Source organism: Chitinivorax sp. B, assembly GCF_005503445.1.
Lineage (GTDB): Bacteria > Pseudomonadota > Gammaproteobacteria > Burkholderiales > SCOH01 > Chitinivorax.
On record NZ_SCOH01000017.1, the window covers coordinates 78639 to 105357 of the forward strand.

18 protein-coding genes are annotated in these 26719 nt (G+C 54.1%); 16 read left to right on the plus strand and 2 right to left on the minus strand.

Features of this window, described 5'->3' with window-relative positions; all coding sequences use genetic code 11:
- Window positions 1-237 precede the first annotated feature (237 nt).
- From FFS57_RS12315 to FFS57_RS12350, 8 genes are all read left to right on the plus strand, one after another.
- Window positions 238-633, plus strand: a complete 396-nt coding sequence (locus FFS57_RS12315; RefSeq protein ID WP_137938093.1) for a DUF2946 domain-containing protein — start codon at window positions 238-240, stop codon at window positions 631-633.
- Window positions 634-772: 139 nt separating this feature from the next.
- Window positions 773-2851 (plus strand): TonB-dependent receptor domain-containing protein, encoded by a 2079-nt coding sequence (locus tag FFS57_RS12320; RefSeq protein WP_171013888.1) that lies wholly within the window; start codon window positions 773-775, stop codon window positions 2849-2851.
- Between the two features lie 6 nt (window positions 2852-2857).
- Complete coding sequence (locus FFS57_RS12325) at window positions 2858-3706, plus strand: MbnP family copper-binding protein (RefSeq protein WP_171013890.1); 849 nt, start codon at window positions 2858-2860, stop codon at window positions 3704-3706.
- Window positions 3706-4881 (plus strand): methanobactin export MATE transporter MbnM, encoded by a 1176-nt coding sequence (locus FFS57_RS12330; protein ID WP_137938096.1) that lies wholly within the window; start codon window positions 3706-3708, stop codon window positions 4879-4881. The genes FFS57_RS12325 and FFS57_RS12330 overlap by 1 nt, the downstream gene beginning before the upstream one ends.
- Before the next feature lie 66 nt (window positions 4882-4947).
- Complete coding sequence (mbnA, locus tag FFS57_RS12335; protein ID WP_137938097.1) at window positions 4948-5037, plus strand: methanobactin; 90 nt, start codon at window positions 4948-4950, stop codon at window positions 5035-5037.
- 86 nt (window positions 5038-5123) lie between these two features.
- Window positions 5124-5927, plus strand: coding sequence for a methanobactin biosynthesis protein MbnB (gene mbnB / locus FFS57_RS12340; RefSeq protein ID WP_137938098.1), 804 nt, complete (start codon window positions 5124-5126; stop codon window positions 5925-5927).
- Between the two features lie 2 nt (window positions 5928-5929).
- On the plus strand, window positions 5930-6520 hold the full coding sequence (gene mbnC / locus FFS57_RS12345; RefSeq protein ID WP_171013892.1) for a methanobactin biosynthesis protein MbnC: 591 nt from the start codon (window positions 5930-5932) through the stop codon (window positions 6518-6520).
- Window positions 6521-6743: 223 nt separating this feature from the next.
- Window positions 6744-7247 (plus strand): GlcG/HbpS family heme-binding protein, encoded by a 504-nt coding sequence (locus FFS57_RS12350; RefSeq protein ID WP_137938100.1) that lies wholly within the window; start codon window positions 6744-6746, stop codon window positions 7245-7247.
- A 105-nt stretch (window positions 7248-7352) separates the two neighbouring features.
- On the opposite strand, the gene FFS57_RS12355 is transcribed toward FFS57_RS12350, so the two are convergent.
- Together FFS57_RS12355 and FFS57_RS12360 are read right to left on the minus strand one after the other, a co-directional pair.
- Window positions 7353-9359 (minus strand): BCCT family transporter, encoded by a 2007-nt coding sequence (locus FFS57_RS12355; RefSeq protein ID WP_137938101.1) that lies wholly within the window; start codon window positions 9357-9359, stop codon window positions 7353-7355.
- Window positions 9360-9921: 562 nt separating this feature from the next.
- Complete coding sequence (locus FFS57_RS12360; protein WP_137938102.1) at window positions 9922-10662, minus strand: hypothetical protein; 741 nt, start codon at window positions 10660-10662, stop codon at window positions 9922-9924.
- 591 nt (window positions 10663-11253) lie between these two features.
- Here FFS57_RS12360 and FFS57_RS12365 point away from each other — a divergent pair.
- From FFS57_RS12365 to FFS57_RS12400, 8 genes are all read left to right on the plus strand, one after another.
- Window positions 11254-11697 (plus strand): DUF6491 family protein, encoded by a 444-nt coding sequence (locus FFS57_RS12365; protein ID WP_137938103.1) that lies wholly within the window; start codon window positions 11254-11256, stop codon window positions 11695-11697.
- 3 nt (window positions 11698-11700) lie between these two features.
- Window positions 11701-12387 carry a response regulator transcription factor gene (locus tag FFS57_RS12370; RefSeq protein ID WP_137938104.1) on the plus strand — a complete coding sequence of 229 codons (687 nt, stop codon included), beginning with the start codon at window positions 11701-11703 and terminating at the stop codon, window positions 12385-12387.
- A 48-nt stretch (window positions 12388-12435) separates the two neighbouring features.
- Window positions 12436-13776, plus strand: coding sequence for a HAMP domain-containing sensor histidine kinase (locus tag FFS57_RS12375; RefSeq protein WP_137938105.1), 1341 nt, complete (start codon window positions 12436-12438; stop codon window positions 13774-13776).
- A 332-nt stretch (window positions 13777-14108) separates the two neighbouring features.
- Complete coding sequence (locus FFS57_RS12380; protein ID WP_137938106.1) at window positions 14109-14516, plus strand: hypothetical protein; 408 nt, start codon at window positions 14109-14111, stop codon at window positions 14514-14516.
- Between the two features lie 86 nt (window positions 14517-14602).
- Window positions 14603-15835 (plus strand): TolC family protein, encoded by a 1233-nt coding sequence (locus tag FFS57_RS12385; protein WP_137938107.1) that lies wholly within the window; start codon window positions 14603-14605, stop codon window positions 15833-15835.
- Window positions 15832-17328 carry an efflux RND transporter periplasmic adaptor subunit gene (locus FFS57_RS12390; protein ID WP_137938108.1) on the plus strand — a complete coding sequence of 499 codons (1497 nt, stop codon included), beginning with the start codon at window positions 15832-15834 and terminating at the stop codon, window positions 17326-17328. Before FFS57_RS12385 ends, FFS57_RS12390 begins: the two co-directional genes overlap by 4 nt.
- Window positions 17325-20462, plus strand: a complete 3138-nt coding sequence (locus FFS57_RS12395) for an efflux RND transporter permease subunit (RefSeq protein WP_137938109.1) — start codon at window positions 17325-17327, stop codon at window positions 20460-20462. The genes FFS57_RS12390 and FFS57_RS12395 overlap by 4 nt, the downstream gene beginning before the upstream one ends.
- 1517 nt (window positions 20463-21979) lie before the next feature.
- Window positions 21980-26719 (plus strand): non-ribosomal peptide synthetase (locus tag FFS57_RS12400; protein WP_137938110.1); only part of this gene is annotated, 4740 nt, incomplete at its 3' end.

Consider the following 26719-nt stretch of genomic DNA (forward strand, 5'->3'; position numbering starts at 1 on the left):
CGGGCAAGGTGGGATTAATTGTCAAGACCTGTGTTCGGTTCAGTCAAAATGATGTCTGTCAATTGAATGGCTGGATAGGGTGAGAATACATCGGCGCAAGTACTGTGGCGGATTACACCTGATCTTTGCCAGCAGGTTGAATGATTCGTTTCAAATGACTGGGGCATAGTAATTGTGCTTATATTTAATTGACGTACCTACTTCCTAAATAGCAAGTGCAATTGTAGAATAGACACCATGCAGATCAATCACCGATTCCATCGTTTTATTTCCTGGCTGGCCATTCTGGCTGTGCTGATGGGAGCGTTGGTACCGACAATTTCCTATGCAATGAAAACCCCATCCGCTGAATCGGGCTGGGTAGAAGTCTGCACCGCCAATGGCATGAAATGGATCAATACGGCTGGGGCGTTGGTTGATAGCCCATCTTCGCTACCTAGTGATCATCACATCAAGCATTGTCCCTATTGTAATCTGCATACTGATCAGGCTGATTTGCCCCCTGCAGCCTCCCTGTCGCTACCTGTGATGCCTTTTACCTCACTGGTACCTGATCGTTTTCTCTCCGCGCATACCACTTTGCATGCCTGGGTTGCGGTACAACCCCGTGCCCCCCCTTTCCTGACTGTCTGATTTCCCACGCAACTTGTTATTGTTGATTGCATGTTGGCCTGCGTGCTGCCGTGCGCCATTGCTTTTGATGTAACCGTCATCCGGTCATCAAGGTGGTCTGCTGCCAGCATGCAATGCACTGTGTATGAATGGATTGAAGATGCATTACCGTTTCTGCTGTCCCGATACAGGTTTGGCACGGGAAGCCGATGGCAGTCACCGTCGACAGATTGCTTGCCTGATCGGCATGGTAGTTGCGACCCAGGCTTGGGCCGCGTCTACTCAGCATCGTTCTGAAGAATCAGAAGCCATGGTGGTGACGGCCACGCGTACCCGTACACTGCTTTACACCACGCCAGCGGCAATCAGTCGACTGGACGAGGATGACTTGGCCACACGTCAGGCCCAGTCCATTGGTGACGTGTTGCAAGATATACCGGGTGTGGCTGTGGGCGGCGGTCCCCGCGTTGCGGGCCGCCTGCCATCTTTGCGTGGTTTTACGGGCAAGCAGATCACCATACTGGTCGATGGAGCCCGCATGAATGAGGCTGCAGGACTCACTACACCGGTGCTGATTGATCCTTGGTTGCTGGCCGATGCCGAAGTGTTGCGTGGGTCAGGTTCCGCGCTGTATGGCAGCGGTGGTCTGGGGGGTGTCATCTCATTGCGAACCATGACCGCACGCGAGTTACTAGGTAAAGGTCAATCATGGGGGGGCGAAATACAGCAGCAATGGGATCAGGCTGATGCCAGTCAGGTGACGCGGGCAAGGGGCTATGGCTATCGCAACGGATTGGATCTGCTGGCTGGTATCAGTCGGCGTGATTGGGGTGAGATCCGTCAGGGTGGTGGGACCCGTTTGTCGCCAAATACCGGGCATGCGGGTCAAGGTGTGATCCGCACGGGCTATGAACTGATACCGGACGGGCATATTTCGATCAACCACCGGCGTTACCAAGAACAGTCAACCCGTCCCAATAATCCGCAAGCCGATATGGCGCTTGGTAACCCGGGTTTAGTGCCAGTACAGCACAATCACATCGATCAGACCCAAACCGGCTTGGCTTGGGTGCAAAAAGATGCTCAGGGTGACCCGGTGATCACGGCACAACTTTACCGCACTATGCTTGAAACCCGTGCTGATGCGAATCCTGAGCAGTTTTTACCTGCCAGCAACAGCCTTACCCAAACAGAAGGCGTCAATCTACAATATGTATTGAAGCCGACACAGTGGCAGCCTCGGCTGAGTTTTGGCCTAGACGGGTTTCGTGATCGACAGGAGGCGGCGTTTGGCGGGCAGGACAATCCGGTCATTCCCAAGGGGGAGCAGGCCGTGATCGGGGCCTATGTTCAAGGTGCATGGCAGCCTGATTCGCGATGGTCGATGCTGACCGGCTTACGGTTGGATCGATATCGCACAAAGACTGAAGCCGGCAGTTGGCTTCAACATCAACATGTCTCACCCAAAATGACCCTCTCATACCAGCTTGCGCCGCAATGGCAAGCCTGGGGCAGCCTGGCAGAGGCTTATCGTACCCCGTCTCTCAGCGAAACCCATATGAACCTGCGTTGTGACAACTGCTTGTTCAATTTTGCGCCCAACCTGGCCTTGAAACCGGAAATCGACCGTAGCCTGGAGCTGGGTATCAACCACTGGGGGAGAGATTGGTTGCAGGCGGGGGATCGGCTGATGCTGCGAGCCAGCATGTTCCATTCCAGAACCCGGGACTTGATCAGCAATACCGTGGTAGATAGCTATAGCCGCCGCTTTCCGTTTGATGGAGAAGGACTGGTGTTCCAGTATCAGAATCAGACACGGACAGAGCGAACGGGTATCGAGGCAGCACTTTCCTGGCGTTGGGCGCCCTGGCAGGTTGATCTGGGCTACAGCCGCCTGCGGGTAAGAGATCGTCAGACACGGGCACACCTGTTTGCACCGCCAGACAAATTGGTGGCGAATATCGGATGGCAGCAAGGCGAATGGAAAGTTCACTGGCGAGCACGTTGGGTTGCGGCGCAATCCTACGACAGCATTGAAGCACGGCGAACTGTTGGATACAGCACGCAGGATTTATGGTTGCAATGGACCCCAATCAAGCTGGATGGCTTGGCGCTGTCGCTGGGCGGTACCAACCTGGGAGACAAGCGCTACGTGGTGTACCAGACCGATAACCCTAGTGCACGGACCATTGAGGCGGGGCGAGCCTGGAAGTTGGCGGCAGGTTGGATTTTCCGGTGAATGAACATGGCACAGAGAAAATGCTTGAATTTAGTAGGCTGCGTGATGTTGGGCTGGGGCATCAGTGGTACGGCTGACGCAGCCCGTACGCAGCTCATCACACTACAAGTTGAGCCACAACTGGCAGGTCAGCCAGTGATGTGTGGTGCCTCTTATCCATTGCAAGGTGCGGATGGTGTGACCGTGAGGTTTGCCGATCTGCGCCTGTTCGTGTCCGCCATCGAATTGGTGGATGTAGAGGGGAGGGCTGTGCCACTGAGATTGGAGCAGGATGGGCGCTGGCAATATCGTGATACCGTGTTGCTGGATTTTGAAGATGGTCAGGTGAGTTGTGCAAATGGATCGTCTGAACAGCATCGGGTAATCACCGGCCGGATTCAACCCGGTCGCTATCGAGGATTGCGCTTTATGCTGGGTGTGCCGGCCAGATTCAATCACCAGGATGCCACGTTGGCACCCTCCCCGTTGAACCAGACCGCATTGTTCTGGAGCTGGCAAGGCGGCTACCGCTTCATGAAACTGGAACTGGACGTTTTGCAGAATGGGCAGGTCAGCGGCTTCCCAATTCATCTGGGTAGTACGGGTTGCCAGTCGTCCAGTAATCACCAGCCGGCAACGCGTTGCCGGCAACCGAACAGGGTCCAGGTGGATTTGCCGGACTTTGACCTGGCTACCGACCGGGTCCGTATCGACCTGTCTACACTTATTGCGCACACTCGTTTGGCATCCCCAACGCCTAATACGGCACCAGGTTGCATGTCAGCACCAGATGATCCGGACTGCGACGGGGTGTTGTCCGCCTTGGGGTTGACGGGAGGGAATTCGCAACGAGTATTTGGCGTGGTGAAGCCGTGATGCGGTCTTCCTCTCGATTCATCGCGCTGGTGGCCTGTTTGGCCTTTTGTATGACGCAGGTGATGGCACAGGCAGGTTTGTCTGTGCCATCAACTTATCGCTGGCCACTGCCTGACTGGGCACCCAGGCCTGTGATACCAGCTGATAATCCGATGAGTGAGGCCAAAGTCGCGCTTGGTCGTGCACTGTTTTACGACAAGCGTCTGTCAGCCAATCAAACCCAGGCCTGTGCTAGCTGCCATTTGCCTGCCCATGGATTTGGCGATGGCTTGGCATTGGCAGTTGGCAGTACTGGCGAAGCTGGCAAGCGCAATGCCATGCCACTGGCCAATGTCGCCTACCTGCCAACACTGACTTGGGCCAATCCCAATGTCACCACGCTGGAACAGCAGATACTGACGCCATTGTTTGGTGAGCATCCGGTAGAAATGGGTATGTCGGGCAAGGAGCAGTTGCTGTTCGAGCGATTGAAGGCGGATATCGATTATCCACGGCTATTCCGGCAAGCATTTCCGGAATTGAAAGGTGATATCTCGTTGCGCACAATCACCCGTGCCATTGCAGCATTTGAGCGCACCTTGTTGTCATTTGATTCACCTTATGATCGTTACCGTTATGGCAAGCAAAATCAGGCGATCTCGACGTCTGCCAAGCGCGGTGAGCAATTGTTCTTTGGCGAACGGCTGGAGTGCTATCACTGTCATGGTGGCATGAATTTCACCGACAACCAGATTCACCGTATGCAGCCCTTGGGAGAGCGGGGATTTCACAACACCGGTTTGTACAACCAAGATGGCAAAGGGGCGTATCCCCCAGGGCATCAAGGCTTGCGCGAATTTACCCAGCAAGCTGCGGATGAAGGGAAGTTCCGTACGCCAAGTCTACGAAATGTCGCCGTCACGGCACCTTATATGCATGACGGATCGATTCCTACCCTGAAGGAAGTGATTCGCCAGCACTATGCTGTCAACGGGCGTGCCGGTGGTGGAACCGGTGCCGCCAGCCCGTTGCGTAGCCAGTTCATTCAAGGCTTTCAGATAACCGAGTCAGAAATTGCCGACCTGATTGCTTTTTTGGAAAGCCTGACGGACCCGCGTTTTTTACGGCACGCCGCACATCAAGCGCCGGCCAATCGGCCGGATTCCGGTGTTCACCCTAAGCCGAAACGGAGGTAGTTCAACCATTCATGTCTCGTTTCAGGAAATCAGCTGTTTTATCAACTTTTCAACGAGGGGCACATCATGAAAATCGTTATTGTTCGTAGACAGGAAATCACCGTACAAGGTCGCGTGGGCGCCCGTTGCGCCAGCGCTTGCCGCGTCAAGCAGTAATCTGTCGCATCGGCCGGCCTGCATATGGCATTAATGCAGGTCGGTTTTCTGCCTTCTTACCTTAATCATGTGAGCTACGCCTTATCATGCAGATCGGTTTTAACTTTACGCTGGGCGAAACCACCGCCATGGTGCAGCAATTGGTGCGGGAAGGGGCTATCGACTACGTCGAGCTACTGATCGACAACTTTTTGCATGTGCCACCAGAAGACATTGCCCGCGCGTTTGATGCACCTGTTGCATTCCACATCATGTTTTCGCGGTTTCTGGAGGCCGACGAGGCATTTCTGCATGATCTGGCCAGTCGTCTGCAGCCTTATATCCAAGTGCTCAGGCCTATGTATGTATCTGATCATATTGCATATTTCTCACATCAGGGCAGGGTGCTGTTTCACATCGGTGAAATTGAATATCTTACCGAATACGAGCATGTCCGATCACGGGTGATGCAATGGCAGGCAGCCTTGGGCTGTGTGGTGCACTTTGAAAACTATCCGTCAATTGTTGATGGCAGTCACGATGCCCCGGCTTTTTTCGAGCGCCTGATGAACGACACTGACGCTGGTACCTTGTTCGACGTATCGAATGCGATCTGCGCACAACGTAATGCCGGTCCGCCGATCAGCGACTGGGTTCGTGTGATGCGACATGCCCGCCATTTTCACGTATCGAGTTACAACACGGCATTTGTCGACCAGCGTGTCACGGTGGATTCGCATGATGGACAACTGGCTGACGATACGCTGGATAGCCTGCGTCTGTATCGGCATTTGATGGACAAGCCCGGTGCGACACTCACCTATGAACGTGATGAAAACATCGAGTACGACAGTATTCTGCAGGATCTGATAACACTTCGCACATGTTATGCCGCATCGGACAAGGTTTGAACATGATCTACCCCAGTATCACTGCCTTACCTGATCGCGCCATCACTGACCGCGAACTGTTGGACTACCTGATTGATCCATCAGCCAGGACGATGTTTCCAGTTGATAGTCGGGCTTTCGTGCGGGTCGATATCAGTTTGCGTCATTACTGGCACACGTTATTCGATGTCTGCCCGGAACTGCTCGATATTGCGGACCCGGAAGGAATGGAGATTTTTGAGCCATTTCTGGCTTGGGCTGCGACACATTCATTGAGTATGGGCTGGCATTACTACCTGTGGGTAGCCCGCTGGTTGGCACAATCGCCTTATGTCACACAACTGGACGGCACGCTCAATGAGCGCCTGATGGCAGCAGCTGCAGCTCGTTGGGCGGTACTGGATCGCAGCGCGAATGCTGGCATTGTCCTTGGGCGAACAGGGTCCGACAGTTGGATCGTTGCCTGGAAGCCGAATACCTTGACTGATGGACGTAGGGTGGAACGATTGGATGTCTGCGGGGCAGTGCCGGCACCGGTATTCGATTATGGTGTGTTTTTCGCCGCCACTGATGAATTGGATGAATTTCCGGGCTGGCAGCCTATTCCATGTTGATCAGGGTGCGCGATGGCGTGGGGTTGTCATCATGTCTGGTTTGGCGGGCGATTCTTTTTCTGACAATACTGATGACGAGGATGTATCGTGTTCCGTTCCAGTATGTCACCTAATTCAGCGTCTGCATGTTGTGTGATCGGCCGCATCGACCTCTATTGCAGATCACCGGGCATGAGGCGTGAATACCGGACTGGTGTGAGTCACTTTTCAGGAGATCGCCACGATGTCTCGTCGATATGCCGCAAGATTGATGATCCCAGTCTTATCTCTGTCGCTGACAAACCTTGTTTGCCATGCGCAATCGCCGGCGGTGCCGGCACAGCCCACCTACGGTGTGGCAATCAGTACTGACCATGCACAAAGCGTGGTGGCAGCATCAATTGAAGAGGCCAGGAAAAACAATTGGAAGATGGCGATTGCCATAGTTGATACCGGTGGGCACCTGGTGCATTTTGTCCGGATGCAGGATACCCAGATCGGGAGTATCGAGCTTTCCATCGAAAAAGCACGTACGGCAGCCCTGTTTCGGCGACCAACCAAGTCCTTTCAAGACAACATTGCTGCTGGTGGCGACGGTTGGCGGTTGTTGCGTGCACCCGGCATCACACCGCTGGAAGGTGGCATCCCCATCCTGTCTGATGGCAAGGTGATCGGTGCGATCGGTGTGTCAGGCGGGACTGGTGCACAAGATGCGCAGGTTGCCAAAGCAGGCGCCAACCCAGCTTAGTAACACTATCTTGATAGGTCGGCTGGATATCAATGATTGCTCGTACCGGTGATGGGTGCCGTGGTGAAATGGACACCCGGTCTGGATTGACCGGGCACTGGGGGATTAGCTGTGTGAAGGCGCCCGACTCAGCAATTGTCCGTGTTCCCGATACAACAGACTCAGGTATCGTTCATATTGTTTCAGCACATCGGCAATAATCTCTTGCCGCCGCAGAAAGCGGATGTCGTAGCCTTCCCGGCCATCGGCGAAGAAGGTTTGCGGTAGGTACTGCAATGGCTGTGAATCCCCCGGTAGATTGGTGGCAGACAGCACAAATGCAGGAACTGCATTTGCCACGCATTTCACGCCGTAAACGAAATCTCGTAGTGCTTGTTGTTGTACCCGCAACTGAATCTTGCCGTCTGGCTCATGAATTACACTGGCCTCCACCCCGCCTGCGGCTAGTTCTGCGACCACTGCCAGCAACGCTGGTCTGACTTCGTCAGAAATAAACGCCTGGATTTCGGTCGCTGATGATTGGTGCAGCAATTGAGCCAAGCGCATGCGCCAGTGTTGACCTGTCCAGAAGGTGGTGGCTGGTGCGAGCGGCTGTCGTTGATGCAACCGGTCAGCCTGCAAGCCGCGCAACAATCCGTAACCTAGCAACAACATGATGGCCGCGAAAGGCAATGCACTGATCAAGGTCATTGCTTGCAGCGCTTTCAGCCCACCGGTAGCCAGCAGCACCGCGGCAGTTACCCCCAGCAGGGCTGCCCAGAACAGGCGTTGCCAAATGGGTGAATCGGGTGCGCCACGGCTGGCAATGCTATCCACCACCATAGCGCCGGAATCGGCAGAAGTAATGAAAAAGGTGGCGATCAGCAAGATCGCTATGCCAGAACTGGCATTGGGGAATGGCAGGTAATCAAGAAGGCGGAACAGTAACGCATCCACATTGCCGGCCGCTGCAGTCAATGAGCCGGCTGCCTGATGCATGTCCAGCCAGATGGCACTGTTGCCGAATACCGTCATCCAGAGCAGGTTGAACAAGGTGGGCACGATCAGGACCCCGACAATGAACTCACGAATGGTGCGACCACGCGAAATGCGGGCGATGAACAGGCCGACAAATGGCGACCATGAGACCCACCAAGCCCAATATAGCAGGGTCCATCCACCAAACCAGCTTTGCTGATCGGGACCGCCATAACTGAAGGTGCGAAACGTCAACGTGACCATGCCAGAAACATATTGACCGATATTGTCGCTGAAGGCACCAAGTAGATGGCGAGTCGGGCCGGCACATAGGACAAACAGGAGCAGCGTGATTGCCAGCATCAGGTTCAGCTCACTCAGGCGGCGTACACCTTTGTCCAGCCCAGTTGCTGCAGAAAAACCAGCCAGCATCATGACTACTGCAATCAGGCCGATTTGAAAGGGAAGTGAAGTGGTATCCCAGCCTGTCAGGTCACCCAATCCGGCTGATAGCTGCAGGACGCCATAGCCCAGCGTCGTTGCAATGCCAAATACGGTGCAGACCAGTGCGAAGACATCGACAGCGTGTCCGATTGGACCATGAATTCGGTCGCCCAGTAGCGGGTAAAGGCCAGAACGCAAGGTCAGTGGTAACTGATAACGAAACCCGAAGTAGGCAAGCACCAATCCCACCAGTCCATAAATGGCCCAGGCATGCAGACCCCAATGATGAAAGGTGGTCTGCAGGGCGACCTGGGCCGCTTCAGCAGGTGTTGCCGTAGAGACGGGGGGCGACAGATAGTGCTGTAACGGTTCGGCTACCCCGAAGTACATCAATCCGATGCCCATGCCGGCAGCAAACAGCATGGCCAGCCACGATGTCAGACTGAATGCTGGTTGTGCATCGTCTGGCCCCAGTTTGATATCACCAAAGCGACTGACAGCGATGCCCAGCAGGCCAATCAAGAAGGCGGCGACTGCCAGGGTGTAAAACCAACCGAACTGAGTTGTGATGATCTGCTGTGCGTGACCAAAGAACTGTTCAGCAGTACCGGGTGATGCAATGGACCAGATCAGCATCCCGCAAATCAGCATCAGGCTGGGAATGAAAACTGGCATTGCCAGGGTGGACCGGAATGGATGGCGTGAATCCATGCTTTCCCTTTCATTGGAAAGGACGCCTCACCATAAACAAAGAAGAAACAGGGCGGGTCACACTGCCAGACGGTATCGCTTGGCAGGCAGGCCATCGAGGCGCCCAAAGGTTATGCAGGAAGTAACGACACGAGCCGGGCGCGATGTACGTGGCGAAGCACGTAGCAAGTACCGGAAAGATAGCTTAGGTGAACATGAGTAGGCCCGAAAAACGGGCACTGACAGATGGCACCATGCCGAAACGCGAAATGCAAATTTATCAGAATATGCAGATAATGTAAATAATTAATAATTGTTAATTATACTGATTTTATTGTTTAAATTTAATTTAAAATCATTGTATTGTTATTGTTTTATCTCAATAGTTTATGTGCGGTTTGTGAGGTCTTTCTTGTGGGGTTGGGTCGATAATCTCAATCAAGTGAGTTGCCTGAAAAATCATATATGGTGGACGTCTCTGTAAGAACGGGATGTCGGGTATCTTGGCTGGAAAGCATCTGGCCGGATGCTTGATGAATCTTCATGTGCATCCGACGCAGCATGTTTGCCTGTGTGCGAAGTATTAGCGACGTATTCTCGATGTTTGTAACAAGCCGAGCCCAAGTAGTGTCAAGATGTCTGTCGCAGGCACGGGTACATTGACTGGGCGCTGGGGTAATGTCATATGCACTTGGGCAGCGTAACCCAGTCGCATGCCGCTGTTTTGGTCTTCAGACCAGGAATATGACCCGCCCTGGACATAGCGTTGCTGCGGTCCTTCCCAGCAGTAGAAATCCGACGCACTATCGCCAATACCATACAGGCCCCACATATTCCCGCCTTGGTCGCAGTCGGGGTCGCCACTGGCTTCCAGGTAAAATGCGTTTGAGGCGGTGATCATTGTTCTGGCGGAGAAATCCAAATCCACGTAAACCTCAACAGACAGTGAAAGTTGACGTGGGGTCGTGTACATGGAGCCCGATTTACTGATGATTCCAAGATCAAGTGCGGTCCCGTTCCATTTTGCTGTGAAATCCACATTGTCAATTGACTTGTTGAAATCGAAATGCTGGGTAGCTGGGTTTGAAAGATTGGCACTGAATACTGTGCCATTATCAAACAGGGTGGCGCGGATCTGTACCTTGCTTATTTGAGCCCACGGAATGGTGCCATCATTTGGATCAAGGTCAGTCAAATTAATGGATGGGCTGAATGTGTTTGTTGTTTGAAATCGTAGTTGCCAAGGATTGGTTGTGCTTGGCATGGCATGGATTTGACTACTTGCTAAAAGTAACAGGCCACTTACAACCCATAATGTTTTCACTATTGATCCTTTGGTTTGAGAGACGTAAATGGGTAACCCGCAATTGTCGTGCCAGAAACGAAAGGGATTGTTTGCCAAGTCTAAACTTCCGCGCCGAGCTATACATATGGACTTTGCTGTAAAAGTAAGCGGCTCCGCCAAACGGGGGGTGTGTTGTTTGGGCAGGGCTGGCAAAAGGCAATTGTCAAGATTGATGTGGTTAAGATTAGTTAATGTTGCGTTGACCCTCCGGCAATGCGACCACCGGCATACTGCCAACCATCAACTCTTTCATGGGCGACCGAGTTGACGCTGTGCGACACCGAGGAGCGGGCCGCACAGCTGTGAATTTAACCGTTAGTCGCCTTGGTGCGATTACGGTTTCAGTTTGTCGGAGTCAAGAGCGAGGTCCGATATTTGCTTGGGTGTCTGGGAAGCCAGCACCCATTTTTTCATCCGTTTTCTCGTTGGCTGTGAGCCCAATGTATTGACGGCCATTGCAGCATTAGCTATTGCATAAAACAATACTCTGCTGGAACAATCTCCCATGGCAGCGCGCAGACAATGATCTGGCGCTTTGCCGCCCGATTGTGGTTCAAGAGATGGTTGTACATGAACGTAAAAAAACATCTGATTCTTCTGATGATGAGCTGTTGCGGCCTGGTTTGGGCTGATCAACCTCCGCCGCCCGATGAAGGGGGGCAGCGCACCCAGATCCGGGCGGCACAGCTGTATGGCTGGCGCCCAATCGACGGTGAGCATCTGCTATTGTGGACTGGCAAGGAAGAGGTCTGGCGGCTGTCTGTTGCACCTTCATGTCCATCCCTGAATCGTGCGCGCAATATCGTGGTCACGGCAGATCGTCGTCATATCAAGGTGGGTCGTGATCGAGTTCAGATTGATGATCAGGAATGCCTGATCCGTGAGTTGGCATTTCCAGAAGTGCCGGACAACAAGAAGCGCCCAGTCCCGAAAAAGGGTTACGTGGCGACTTTGTCGGTTGTCGAATCCGTGCCGGAGACCAAACCGACACCTACACAGAAGGGGCCAAAGTAAGTCATGCGGCTCTTGCTGGTCGAAGATCAAGCCGATACGGCGGAATTTGTCCTGAAAGCCCTGCGCGAAGCGGGTCATGCGGCAGATTGTGCACGAGACGGCAAGGAAGGCTTGTTCCTGGCCACTACCGAACCTTACGATGCGATCATTCTCGACCGCATGCTTCCCAAGGTGGATGGCCTGACTGTATTGCGTACCCTGCGTGCATCGGGTATTGCGGTGCCAGTGCTCATCTTGTCCGCATTGGGCGAGCTGGATGATCGTGTGGAAGGGCTGCGAGCCGGCAGTGACGACTATCTGGTCAAACCATTCTCTACTATCGAACTCTTGGCCAGGTTGGATGCGATTACCCGTCGCCAATCGCCAACCGGCGAACCTGACAATCACATGCTGCGGGTAGCTGACCTGGAATTGAACCGCTTATCTCGAGTGGTCAAACGGGGTAGTCGCACCATCGAACTGCAGCAACGCGAATATCAGCTGCTGGAGTATCTGATGCGCCATGCGGGGCAGGTTGTGACCCGCACCATGTTGTTGGAATCTGTCTGGGATTACCATTTCGACCCCGGCACCAATGTCATCGATGTTCATGTCAGCAAACTGCGCGCCAAGATTGATCACCCAGGTCAACCTGCCTTGTTGCATACTGTACGGGGTGCCGGTTATCGACTGGCTGCTGGCGTTAGCTGATCAGCTTGCCCCGCCTGCCCACGGGGTTTCATTTTCATTGCCCTCACCATGCGCATCAATCCATTCACACGTTTTGTGATTCTGCTGCCGACTTGCCTGTTGCTGGGCGTTACCTTGTTTGCCAGTGTCAGCTATCGTGAAACGCGCAATGCCATGATTGCTGAGTTCCAGGCTGCTTTGCGTGAAGAAATCACGGCATTGGAAACCATCTACCAACAGCAAGGACACAAGGCACTGATTGAGGTGGTAACCGCGCGTGCCAAAGCCAATGTCGGTGAGTCGCCCAATGAAACGGTAGCTGTCTATTTGCTGACTGATGCCAAAGGCAAGAAGTTGGCCGGTAACCTGGTTGCGTGGCCAGATACTGTACAAGCCCAGGACGAAAGCTCATTGCAGTTTGTCGATCCAATTACGGGTGATACGGTTGTTGCCGTGGTGTTTCTGCTTTATGCGGATCAACGCCTGTTGGTTGGTAGGCGCGCTTTGTTTGAACATGTAGGCCGCCACCTTTGGGAAAATTATGCTTTGCTGGTGACGGCTGTGTTGCTGGTATCGCTGATCAGCGGCTGGGCTTTTACCAGTGGGTTACGCCAACGATTGGGACGGATCAGTGCCACAGCCGAGCGGATTCGGCATGGTCACATGAATGAGCGTATTCCAGAGTCGCGTAGCGAGGACGAGATCGAACGTTTGGTACGCCAGCTCAATCGCATGCTGGATCAGGTCGAAAGCCTGATGCTTCATGCTCGTACTACATCCAGCGCCATTGCGCATGATCTGCGTCATCCAATCAGTCGACTGCGTAATGAGCTGGAACTGTTGGCAGACGAGGCCGGGGACACCCCCATGCGTGATCGGATCGAAGCACTGCAAAATAATATTGATCATATCCTGCGGGTATTTCAGGCAGTATTACGCTTGGGTCGCCTGGAGGCTGGTGCCTATACCCTACAAGTTGAAGAAACCGATCTGGCAGAGCTGGTCAGTGATGCGGTATCGCTCTACGAACCCATGGCTGAAGCACAGGGTAGGATATTGCAGTTACAAGGTGTTGCGGGCGTGACGGCGATCGATCGCGAATTGGTATTTCAAGCTGTTGCCAATTTGATTGAAAATGCCCTGACATATGGTGAAGAAGGGATTGAGGTTAGTGTCGCACACCATACCATCAGCGTGCGGGATCACGGCCCCGGCATTCCGGAGGCAGAGCGTGAACGCGTATTGCAGCCCTTTGTACGCTTGGATGACAGTCGTAGTATCTCTGGTAGCGGGCTCGGGCTAAGCCTCGTTCGAGCGATTGTGGAATCACATGGGGGGGAATTGACCCTGGAGGATGCGCAACCAGGCTTGCGGGTGATACTGACCTTCCCAACTACTGTCAATAGCTGATGGGGGTAGGTTGCTTACTCGGCGAAGTCGTTATATACACAAAGTATATGGACGTTCCCCGGTTATTTGTTGTTGAGCAGGACTGTGTGTGGTGACATGATAAGCCCATGGAAGGGTGGCTTGGCGGGTGTCCTTTGTCGATTTACGGTGCTTGGGATGCCTGAAATCGTACAGGGTCGATGTAAGCAGTTTGTCACTTTCGCGACTAAGAACCGATAACAAAGCCCAGCGAAGTGGTTCTGGTTAGGCGTGCAAACAAAGGCGGTACGAGCGTACGACGAGTTTGCACAACAACACCAGAAGGGTTTTGTTAGCGGCGCTAAGCAAAAAACATGCTGGGTTTTGTCACCATCCAGCTTGGAATCCCTCTATCCATCACGCACACTGACATGTACACGATTGTTCGCTTTTTTCTGCTGGTCGTTTTGACTATTAGTCTGCCGTTTGCCGGCAGGGCAGATGCACGCGCGGTGACAGATGCATGTCCGATGTTATCGATGGGTGCACCAGTGCAGTTGGATGCCGGCCAGGCAAGTTGTTGCAACGATCTGGCTACTGCGCAAAAAACTGGCCATCCTTGTAAGGTTGGACAGGATTGCAAAGCAGGTAGTGCCACCCAAGCCATTGAGCTGATGACTGGCTCGCCCGTTCTTGGTTCGACCCCGTTGGTTCAAACCCTCTCTCATCCTTTATCGTCGGCTGATCTGGCCGGTTGTTGGCGTCCTCCGCGTTCTCTCTGATCGTATCAAACCACTGATTCTTCGCCCAGGCGAAGGGTTCTGTCATGCGTGCTTGTCGCACGCATGGGTAACGATCGGAGTCATCCATGTTTTCCCGTTCTATATGGCCAATTCTTTGCGGATTGGCTGGGCTCGCACACGCCGAGCCATTGACCTTCCAGGCTGCCCTTGGATTGGCTGAACAACAATCGCCGGCATTGGCAGCCCGATACGCCCGCATTCGGGCGATGCAGTCACAAGTGATCAGTGCGGATGCCTTACCTGATCCCAAGCTGATCGTGGGTATCGACAATCTTCCCATCTCCGGTGCCGATGCATGGCGGTTGAATCGCGATTTCATGACCATGCAGAAAATTGGGGTGATGCAAGAAGTCCCCAATGCGGACAAACGCCGGGCACGCGCCGCCATGGCAACTGCCGATGTTGCGCTGACTCTGGCCGAAAGCCGAGTTGAGCAGCAAAAGGTACGCATTGCCACGGCACGGGCGTGGCTGACGCGGTACTACCTTGAACAACGTCAGGCCCTGTTTACCGAATTACGGCAAGAGAACACCTTGTTGACTGAGGCGGTCCATACGCAAATTGCAGCGGGTCGCGGCGGGATCGCCGATGCAGTGGCGCCCCAACTAGAGGCCGCACAACTGGCGGATCAAGCGGAGCTGTTGCAGCGCGATGTCGCCAAGGCAACGGCCGAACTCCGCCGCTGGCTCGGTACTGCGGCTGATGAGTCGTTAGCGGGCACTCCACCCGTGCTGCCTATCGACCCCTTGCATTTTCGGCAACAGTTGCATGCTCACCCCGATTTGCAGGTGTTCGAGCCGGCTCGCCAAAAAGCCTTGGCAGAAGTACGTGAAACGCGCGCCACCAAACAGTCCGATTGGGGTGTGGAATTCGCTTATCAGCGGCGGGGCCCGCAGTTCGGGGACATGATCTCGTTGCAGGTCAGCTTTGACTTACCTCTGTTCAGTAAGACACGTCAGGATCCGCGCATTGCAGCCAAAGCTCAGCAAGTCACCCAACTGGATGGCGAGCGGGAAGCCATGCTACGCAGTCATCGTACCGACCTGGACAATGATCTGGCTGACTATGCCAGCGTGAATCGTCAATTGGTGCGAGCCCAACAGACCTTTTTACCATTGGCCCAGCAAAAGGTCGACCTGCAACTCGCCAGCTATCGGGCTGGCAAGGCCGAGCTGAGCAATGTGCTGACGGCGCGGCGCGAGTTGACTGAACAGCGGATGAAGGTGATTGAGCTGATACTGCAACAGCAGCTGGTGGCCAGCAAACTCTATTTCAGCTATGGGGAGGGCGCACCATGAACAACAAGCTCATACAGATAGCCCTACTGATGACTGTGATCTGTGCCGCGGGCGGTACTGGTTACTGGTTGGCCCAAAGCCAAGCCAGAGATAGGGTGGGGGGAGGCAAGTCGCCGACCGAAACAGCAACACAAGGGCAAGATCGCCCAGTACGTTACTGGTATGACCCAATGGTGCCAAACCAGCATTTCGACAAACCGGGTAAATCCCCGTTCATGGATATGCAATTGGTGCCGAAATATGCCGACGAAGGCGGCGAGGCTGCCACCGTCAAGGTAGATGCCCGAATCATGCAGAACCTGGGTATACGGCTGGCCAAAGTGGAGCGTACCCAGCTGGCACCGTCGATCGATGTGGCAGCCAGCGTGGCCTTCAATGACCGGGATGTGGCCATGGTGCAAGCGCGTAGTAACGGCTTTGTCGAACGCGTGTATGGGCGGGCTCCGGGTGATGTGGTCGTGGCTGGCGCCCCGTTGGCTGATGTGCTGATACCCGAATGGACTGCTGCACAAACTGAGTTCCTGGCGTTGGCACGCTATGGCGACAAGGCCTTGGTGGAGGCAGCCCGTCAGCGGCTGCGCTTGACAGGGATGCCCGCTGGTCTGATCGCGCAAGTTGAACGTTCCGGACAGGTTCATGCGGTCACTACCCTGAGCACACCGATTGACGGGGTGATTCAAACGCTGGAAGTACGGGCGGGCATGACACTGAATGCCGGGATGACCCTGGCCAAAGTCAACGGGTTGTCTTCGGTTTGGGTAGAAGCTGCTGTACCGGAGATACTGGCGGGTCAGCTTCAGGTGGGTCAGGTCGCAGACGTGCAATTGACGGCCTACCCTGGCGAAAGGGTGCAAGGCAAGGTCATTGCAATCTTGCCGGAAGTCAATATTGATAACCGTACACTGCGAGTGCGGGTCGAATTGGCCAACCCAAAGACACGTTTCAAGCCAGGTATGTATGCCCAGTTACGCTTGGCTGCGGGCGCTGGCCAAGCGACGTTGCTGGTGCCCTCGGAAGCGGTGATCCGTACCGGTTTGCGCAATGTGGTGATGACCGCATTGGATGGTGGCCGTTTCCAACCGGTTGAGGTTGAGTTGGGACGCGAAATCGGTGGCAAGACCGAGGTGCTGCAAGGCTTGCAGGAAGGACAGCAAGTGGTGGCTTCAGGCCAATTCTTGATCGATTCGGAAGCGAGCTTGAGTGGTGTCATGGCTCGTCTGAGCAAGGCGGACGATGAGAGTAGGTCAGTGCCAGTCGATCAGCCACGTCACCATGGTATCGGCCGGATCGAGGCCTTGTCGGACAAGGAAATCACGTTGTCCCATGAAGCGATTCCATCCGTAGGCTGGGGGGCCATGACCATGCCGTTCAAGCTGGTCAAGCCTGGCCTGGCACAGGGGCTCAAGGTTGGTGATCGGGTCAAGTTCGATTTCACAGCACAGGATGATCGCTTTGTCATTCAGCAATTCAGCCAACCGGGAGCGCAGCCATGATCGAAAAACTGATCCGCTGGTCGGTCGCCAACCGCTTCCTGGTATTGCTGGCAACCTTATTCGTAGCGGCTTGCGGTGTATGGGCCGTCAAAACCGCGCCAGTCGATGCGCTACCTGACCTTTCTGACGTACAGGTCATCATTCGCACCAGCTATCCCGGCCAGGCGCCGCAGTTGGTGGAGAACCAGGTTACCTATCCGCTGGCTACCACCATGCTGTCGGTACCTGGCGCCAAGATCGTGCGTGGCTTTTCCTTTTTTGGTGATAGCTTCGTCTATGTGTTGTTCGACGATGGGACGGATTTGTATTGGGCTCGTTCGCGTGTTTTGGAATACCTGAATCAGGTACAAGGACGGCTGCCCAGTACGGCCAAGGCATCACTCGGCCCAGATGCCACCGGTGTTGGCTGGATTTACGAATACGCCTTGGTTGATCGCAGTGGCCAGCATGACCTAAGCCAGTTGCGCAGCTTGCAAGACTGGTTTTTGAAGTTTGAATTGAAGAGCCTGCTCAATGTCTCCGAGGTGGCCACGGTTGGCGGCATGGTGCGTCAGTATCAAGTTGTGCTGGATCCGCTGAAGCTGGTTGCCTATCGCATTCCGCAAGGCAAGGTGATCGAGGCGATTCGCCGTGCCAATCAGGAGACTGGCGGTGCCGTGCTGGAATTGGCTGAGACGGAGTACATGGTACGCGCATCCGGTTATCTGAAGACACTGGATGACTTTCGTGCGATTCCGCTTGGGGTCAATCAGGCCGGTGTGTCGGTGACGCTGGGCGATGTGGCCACGGTGCAACTTGGACCGGAGATGCGCCGGGGCATTGCTGAGTTGAATGGGCAGGGTGAAACGGTGGGTGGCGTGGTGATCCTGCGAAGCGGCAAAAACGCACGCGAGACCATCGCCGCGGTCAAGGCAAAACTTCTGGAACTGAAGAAGAGCTTGCCACCCGGTATTGAAATCGTCACCACCTATGACCGTAGTCAACTGATCGATCGTGCCATCGATAACCTGACCCATAAATTGATTGAGGAATTCATCGTTGTTGCCGTGGTGTGTGCCGTGTTTCTGTGGCACCTGCGTTCAGCACTGGTGGCCATCATCTCACTACCACTGGGTATCATGGCGGCCTTTGTGGTGATGCGCTATCAGGGGGTGAACGCCAACATCATGTCGTTGGGTGGCATAGCCATTGCCGTCGGCGCCATGGTCGATGCGGCAGTGGTGATGATCGAGAATGCCCACAAGCACGTGGAAGCCTGGAAGCATCAACACCCGGATCAGGCATTGACGGGGGAGGCTCACTGGCATGTGATGACCGAAGCGGCCGTTGAGGTGGGACCAGCGCTGTTCTTTTCGTTGATGATCATCACCCTCAGCTTTATCCCGGTCTTTACGCTAGAGGCCCAGGAGGGGCGACTATTCGGGCCATTGGCATTTACCAAAACCTACGCCATGGCGGCGGCAGCTGGTTTAGCCGTAACCTTGATCCCGGTGCTGATGGGTTACTGGATTCGCGGCCACATTCCCGATGAGCAACGCAATCCACTCAACCGCGTACTGATTCGCCTGTATCGACCGGTACTGGATTGGGTACTCCGTCGACCCAAAGCAACCGTCACCATCGCCATGTTGGCGCTTGTGACGACCGCTTGGCCAATTAGCCAGTTGGGCGGCGAATTCATGCCACCCCTGAATGAAGGTGACCTGCTGTATATGCCATCGGCCTTACCAGGCTTGTCTACGGCCAAGGCGGGTGAGTTGTTGCAGCAGACCGACCGGTTGATCAAAACTATCCCAGAGGTGGCCAGTGTGTTCGGCAAGGCCGGCCGTGCCGAAACAGCTACCGATCCTGCACCGATGGAGATGTTCGAAACTACCATCCAGTTCAAGCCGCGTGAGCAGTGGCGACCCGGCATGACTCCTGAGAAGCTGGTCGACGAGTTGGATCGTGTGGTTAAGGTACCTGGCTTGTCGAATATCTGGGTACCGCCCATTCGCAACCGGATCGATATGTTGGCCACCGGTATCAAGAGTCCGATCGGGGTCAAGGTCAGTGGTACCAATCTTACTGAGATCGACCACGTCAGCCGTGAGGTGGAACGGGTCGCCAAGACCGTCCCTGGCGTCAGCTCTGCCTTGGCGGAACGATTGACCGGGGGGCGCTATCTCGATATCGACATTGATCGCCTGGCCGCCGCGCGTTATGGGCTGAACATTGCCGACGTGCAATCGATCGTGGCGTCCAGCATTGGCGGCGAAAACATTGGCGAAACCGTATCAGGGCTGGCACGTTATCCGATCAATGTACGTTACCCACGCGAAATCCGTGATTCGCTCGAACGATTGCGGCAGTTGCCCATCCTCACCGAAATGGGGGCACAAATTACCTTGGGGACCGTGGCCCAGATCCGGGTAACGGAAGGCCCGCCCATGCTGAAGAGCGAAAATGCTCGACCTTCCGGCTGGGTGTATGTGGATGTCCGTGGTCGTGACCTGTCCTCAACTGTGATGGACTTACGCCGCGCCGTGACCGAACAGGTGAAGCTGGTACCGGGAGTCAGTATTGCCTATTCAGGTCAGTTTGAGTTTCTGGAGCGGGCCAATGCCCGGCTCAAACTGGTGGTGCCTGCCACGTTGTTGATTATCTTTGTGTTGCTCTACCTGACGTTCCGGCGCTTCGATGAGGCGATACTGATCATGGCAACATTACCCTTCGCGCTGGTTGGGGGTATCTGGTTTCTCTACCTGCAAAGTTACAACCTATCGGTTGCCACGGGTGTTGGTTTCATCGCCCTGGCGGGTGTCTCTGCCGAGTTTGGCGTGGTGATGTTGTTGTACCTGAAACAGGCTGTCGCAGAGCGTGAAGACAAAGGTCTGCAGTTGACGGTAGATATCCTTGATGAAGCTATCCGTGACGGGGCGGTATTGCGGGTTCGACCCAAGGCCATGACGGTAGCCGTCATTTTGGGCGGCCTGTTGCCAATTCTGTGGGGGAGTGGCACTGGGTCTGAAGTGATGAGTCGCATCGCCGCACCCATGGTGGGTGGCATGGTGACTGCGCCATTGCTATCGATGCTGGTGATTCCAGCAATCTATCGATTGATGAGACAAGCAGAGGAGAAATCTTCACGTTGACCAGGCATGCAACCTACGCGTTTTCAGCTAGATGGAAGTAGGTGATACCGGTCATTCGATACTGTGTTGGCAGGATCGAAATGACCGGTTTTTACTTGCTCTGTTGTCGTCGTCAAACAGTCAGGGGGTGCGGCAGGCTGTTTGTTGTAACACATTTCAACCTAAGCCAATGCTGTGGCCATTCTGCGCCACATTGTTTGTAGCGTGCTGGCGGATGATGTACCAGTACCTGCACCATACCATAGCTATGGAGCCAACTTTGCAGGAATGGCCTACAGAAAAGTTGTCCGGCTGGGACATCTGATCGGTACATCAAAAGGCGCTGCCTCTACAGACGTGATGTATACAGCCAGATGCTGCAGTGAGCTTGGTTGATTCCTCAAGCAACCACCTGTTTAATTCTGAAATTTCCTTTACCCACCTTTATCAGATTTCCACCTGACGGTTTGATGCTGATTCAACTTGGTAAGTCTAATGTAACGTGAGGCATCATTAAGTTACCACGCTGCCTGCACAATTTCTCAATCGATAGTCCAGCCCGTGCAAGGTGTCTTCTGGATTCGGTTCCCATTAAGAGCCGCTAATAAAACCCTTCTGGTGTTGCTGTGCAAACTTGTCGTACTCAAGTACTGCCTTCGTTTGCACACCTAACCAGAATCACTTCGCTGGGTTTTGTTAGCGGCGCTAAGTATGTGTACCTAGATTGTGCGCTACTTCATCTTTCCTATCATTCAAACTCACTTATTGTTGGGTTACCTGTCGAAACGTGGCCACGTTATCTTGACTGTCATCATGACAAATAGAATTTTGCTTGAATGGTTGAGCGGTTTTCAATGACCTATTGAACTAATTGTAAGTGAGCTGGTCGCCTTACTGATTCGTAGTAGATCTTGTTGTAAGTGGTAGGTCTTATCGGATTTTTAAAGTGGTTTGATTTTATTTTCATGTGGTTTTTCATTAAAAAATAACCTTACTTTCATTCTGGAAATTATTAAGCTGTTGATGTAAATGGTAAAATGACGTCAGGATTTGCCTGCGTTAATAGGGTTGTATTTGTTGTGGTTATTACATTACTTAATTCGGATTTTGTTGTGTTCGAAACTGCGTGATAGCATTCTTTCAAGCTTCCTTTTTGCCGGATATCGGGCATTGGTTCAGTCAGTGCTCACGGAAAGCTAGGCTGTAGCAGTACTTCATCTGATGAAATTCAATGCTCATGGCTTTCTATTTTCAGGCGCTCATTTTTGGAGATATTTAATCAGTTTCGTAAATAAGTATATTTGAAATATGAGAATTTGTGATTTCCACTGGATGTTGATGGTGATCGCAAGAGAATTTGTGAAATATTCTGGTGCTAACATTGTGATTATGGCTTATTGATTCATATAAAACTCCATTTAGCTCAAGTGCTTGATGTGGATTTCAGTGCTGTTGCTACCTGTGTGAGATGGCCTGTTCCAAAGGTGGTTGTTTCATGAGGCAATGGCGAATGATCAAACGGATTTAATTGCCTTTAAATGAACACGACTCCTACGCATAAATATTCCCTCTCGGTAGCGCAGCAAGAGATTCTTTTCCATCAAATGCGGTTTCCTGATTCGCCCATGTATAACATAGGTGGATACGTTGAAATCCGCCAGGAAATTGACTTTGAGAAAATGGCTGCTGCGTTTGGCAGCAGTATTCTAGAGAATTGTCAGCTGCATGTTCGGATTGACCTTGCTGGTGGTGATTCCGTTCAGCAATTGCCACTGGAAAATAAGCACGTGGCGTTTCAATTGATTGACATGAGTGATCAGTTGGAAGCGGACGTTGCTGCAAGGCAATGGTTGCAAATTTGTTTTACCCAAGCTTTTTCACTGGAGGAAGGGCCGCTTTATCGAGCTGGCTTGATCAGGCTGGCACCTGATCGTTATTGGTATTACACCGTTGCCCATCACATCATCATAGATGGCTGGGGGTTTACCAATTGGCTGAAATGCGTGTTCGGCCATTATATGGGTTCATCACCTGCTGAGATTCGGGCTGCTGGCCAATCGATACGGGAGGAGCGTGCGGCGACTGACATGTCGCTGGCGCAATCCGCGCGTTTCTGGCAGCAGGAGCTGGGCTCGCTGCCTGCGTTGTTGTGCTCACGTCGGAGTGGGGTGCAGATGTCCGATGGGGCACGTTGCAGTGCGCGTATCGTGGCACCGCTGTCGCCCGAGCTGGTGGTTGGGTTGCGACGAGTGTGTGCAACCAGTGGGGTGACCGAATTCTCATTGTTTCTGGCGTTGCTCCATGCATATTTTGCCCGAATCGAAGGCCGCCACGACACGTTGTTTGGTATTCCAGTCCACAACCGGCGTAATGCACAGCAAAAGCAAGCGGTGAACATGGCGATGCAGGTTGGCCCATTGCTGGTTCGGGCCGAGCCAGAACAATCTGTGGTGTCGATTGCAGCCGATATCGCGCGTACTCTGCGTCGAAGCTATCGCCACATTGATTATCCGCTCAGTCGTCTTCATCGGGATTTGGGCGAGCAGATGATATCAAGGCCATTCCTGTTCGATGTCAATTTCAACTACCAGAAACTTGATTTTGATTTTTCGATATTGGGGCTTGATGCCGATACGCATTTCCTGCCGAATGGTCATGAACAGACACCATTGACCCTGACGGTCTGCGATTATGGTGCGGATCAGGGTGTGCAGATTCAGATCGATTATCACCAGCAATATTTCGATGCCGATTCAGTCGCTACATTGGCCAGTGTCTACTTGCAGCTGCTTGCCGAGACAGTGGCAGATCCAGTGCGCTCACTGGGTTCGCTGAATCTGGTTTCGGCAGAAATGGCGCAATGCTTGCAAGCCTGGAATGCCAATACGGCAGTGTACCCAGGGCAGTATTGTCTGCACGAACTGTTCGAACAGCAGGTGCGGAAGACGCCTGATGCGATAGCAGTATTGCATGCCGGCACATCGGTGAGCTATCGGGAGCTTGATCAGCGCGCGACTCGCCTTGCACATGCGCTTATCCAGCAGGGCGTGGGACCAGACAGGTTGGTGGCAGTCTGCCTGGCTCGCGGAGTCGATCTGCTGGTGGGTTTGTTGGCGGTGCTGAAATCTGGTGGTGCCTATGTACCGCTGGACCCACACCATCCGGCCGAGCGATTGGTCAATATGCTGGAGGATGCGAAGCCGACGTTGATCCTGACCCAGGCTGCCTTTGAGGATCATTTTGCTGGAACAGGCGTGCCGATACAGGTATTGGACGCCAATGACCTTGCAGTTGTACAGCACGCTGACGATGGGTTGCCGATGGTGTCGTGCAAGGTCGATTCCCGTCATCTTGCCTACGTCATTTTTACCTCCGGCTCAACGGGTAAGCCGAAAGGGGTCATGATCGAGCATCGCAGCGTGGCCAATCTGTTATCTGCGATGCAGCGTCTGTTGAACATGGATGCCAACCAACGGATGGTTGCGCTGACGACGATCTCCTTCGATATCGCCGGGCTGGAGTTGTTTCTGCCATTGATCAGCGGCGCAGCGGTTGTGGTCGCGGATCATGAAACCAGTAGTGATCCTGCGGCGTTGGCGCGGTTGATTACCGATACAGGGGCGAAGCTGGTGCAAGCGACGCCAGCCACCTGGAGCATGCTGCTGGACAATGGCTGGACTGGTGACCCCAAGCTGACATTGCTGTGTGGTGGGGAGGCTTTGTCCGCTCATTTGGCCACGCGTTTGCTGGCTGTTGCCGGTGCGGTATGGAATGTCTATGGGCCGACGGAAACCACGATTTGGTCGACTGCACATCAGGTGAGCGCGGCGTCGCTGATTGACGTTGCCCACGTGACCATTGGCCGCCCGCTTGCCAATACCAGCATTCATATCGTCGATAGTGCCGGGCAGCCGGTGCCGATCGGGGCTGTGGGGGAATTGCTGATTGGTGGTGATGGTGTGGCACGTGGCTATCTGAACCAACCTGACCTGACCGCTGCCCGTTTCATCGCTGATCCTTTCAGTCATGATGCTGATGCGCGGCTGTATCGCACCGGTGATTTGGGGCGGTGGCGTGCGGATGGCTCGATTGAGTTCCTGGGGCGAAATGACCATCAGGTGAAGTTGCGTGGCTTCCGCATTGAGTTGGGGGAGATCGAGGTGCAGCTGGCTGCCCATCCGGCACTGCAGGATGCGGTTGTGATTGCGTGGGAAGGCATGGCTGGCCCACAGCTTGCTGCCTATTATCGACTGCGGCCAGGGATGGATGAGCCGGGGGGGATGTCGCTACATCAACATCTGGCCAAGCGGTTACCAGCCTATATGTTGCCCAGTAGCTACATGCAATTGGACAGCTGGCCAATGACACCGAATGGCAAGCTTGATCGCAAGGCACTACCTGTGCCGAGCCAAGATATGGGCAGTCAGCTGCAGTATGAGGCGCCGCTTGGGGAGCGGGAGCAACAGATTGCAGCGGTTTGGGCCTCGTTGTTGCAGCAAGAGCGCATTGGCCGTCACGACAGTTTTTTCATGCTGGGTGGGCACTCATTGTTGGCTGTGCAGGCTGTATCACGGTTGAGACAAGTCCTTGCCCTGGATGTGACCTTGAAAAGCCTGTTCAGCAGTGCCAGTCTGGCCGATTTTGCTGCGAACCTGTCAGCCGTGCCGGCTGTCGTCCAATCCCCTGTTCCACGTACCTCGCGTGATGGTGTATTGCCGCTATCGTTTGCACAGCAACGTTTATGGTTTCTTGACCAGTTAGAAGGGGCGGGTCGGGCTTATCTGATGGCAGGTGGCTTGCGCCTTCAAGGCCAACTGGATTGTGCTGCCTTGCAACTCGCGCTGGATGAGTTGGTGGCACGTCACGAGTCGTTACGCACCCGTTTCACCTTGGTTGATGGCCAACCGGTCCAGGATATTCTCGCTGAACACAGTGGCTTCAGATTGCTGCATGGCGATCTGCAAGGACACCCCGAACAAACAGCCGAGTTCCAGCGCATCGCTGCACTGGAAGCCGAGACTGCTTTCGATCTTGAGGCTGGTCCATTGGTCCGTGGCCAGTTACTGCGGTTGGCTGACGATGATCATGTATTGCTGGTGACCATGCATCACATCGTCTCCGACGGATGGTCGATGGGGGTGTTCATTGATGAATTGAGCCGGTTGTATGCCAGACATTGCCATCATGATATCAATGTATTGCCGGCATTGGCCGTGCAGTACGCTGACTATGCCGTTTGGCAACGGCACTGGCTGCAAGGGGAGGTGCTGTATCAGCAGGCGACTTATTGGCAACAAACATTGCAAGGTGCGCCCGGATTGTTGGAGCTGCCGACGGATCGTCGTCGTCCCGATATACAGGTATATGAGGGGGCAGCGGTCGAGCTGACACTTGATCGGGCATTGACCACGCGCCTGAAAGCACTGTCGAAACGTCACCAGACCACCTTATATACAACGCTACTGACCGGCTGGGCGATATTGTTGGCTCGACTGTCCGGGCAGGCGGATGTTGTCATTGGCAGTCCGGTTGCCAATCGTCACCGGGCCGAACTGGAGCCATTGATCGGCCTGTTCGCCAACACGTTGGCGCTGAGAGTCGATACCAGTGGTTCACCTACTGTTGCCGAGTTGCTGGCCAGGGCGACGACACAGGTGCTGGATGCACAGGCACATCAGGACCTACCTTTCGATCAAGTGGTCGAGTTGTTGAACCCACCACGTAACTTGTCCCATACGCCACTGTTCCAGGTGATGTTCTCGTGGCAAAACACCCCAGCCAGTCAGCCTCAACTGCCAGGGCTGATGGCGACCCTGCTCAAGGCGCCTTTGACGACTGCGCAGTTCGATCTCTCCCTCAATTTAGGGGAGGGCGATGGGGTCATCGTTGGGGAGCTCGAATATGCAACGTCGCTTTTCGAGCAGGCCACGATCGTGTCATACCTTGAACACTGGCAATGTTTGCTGGCGGCCATGTGTGACAATGAATTGTCGACAATCGATACATTACCGCTGCTATCAACACGCCAGTGGCAGCAACTGAGCCGATTTGCCGGCGATGCAGCGATTGTCGAGGTGACAGAACTGCTGCCGGCGCGGTTTGGGCGACTGGCAGCCCAGTATCCCGACCTGCCGGCGGTGGTGGATGCAGACCAGCAGCTCAGCTATGCCGAGCTGGAGGCACAATCGAACCGGCTGGCGCACTACCTGCTGCAACAAGGCGTCCAGGCCGAGCAGTTCGTGGCCTTCTGCGTCACCCGCAGCATCCTGCTGCCGGTG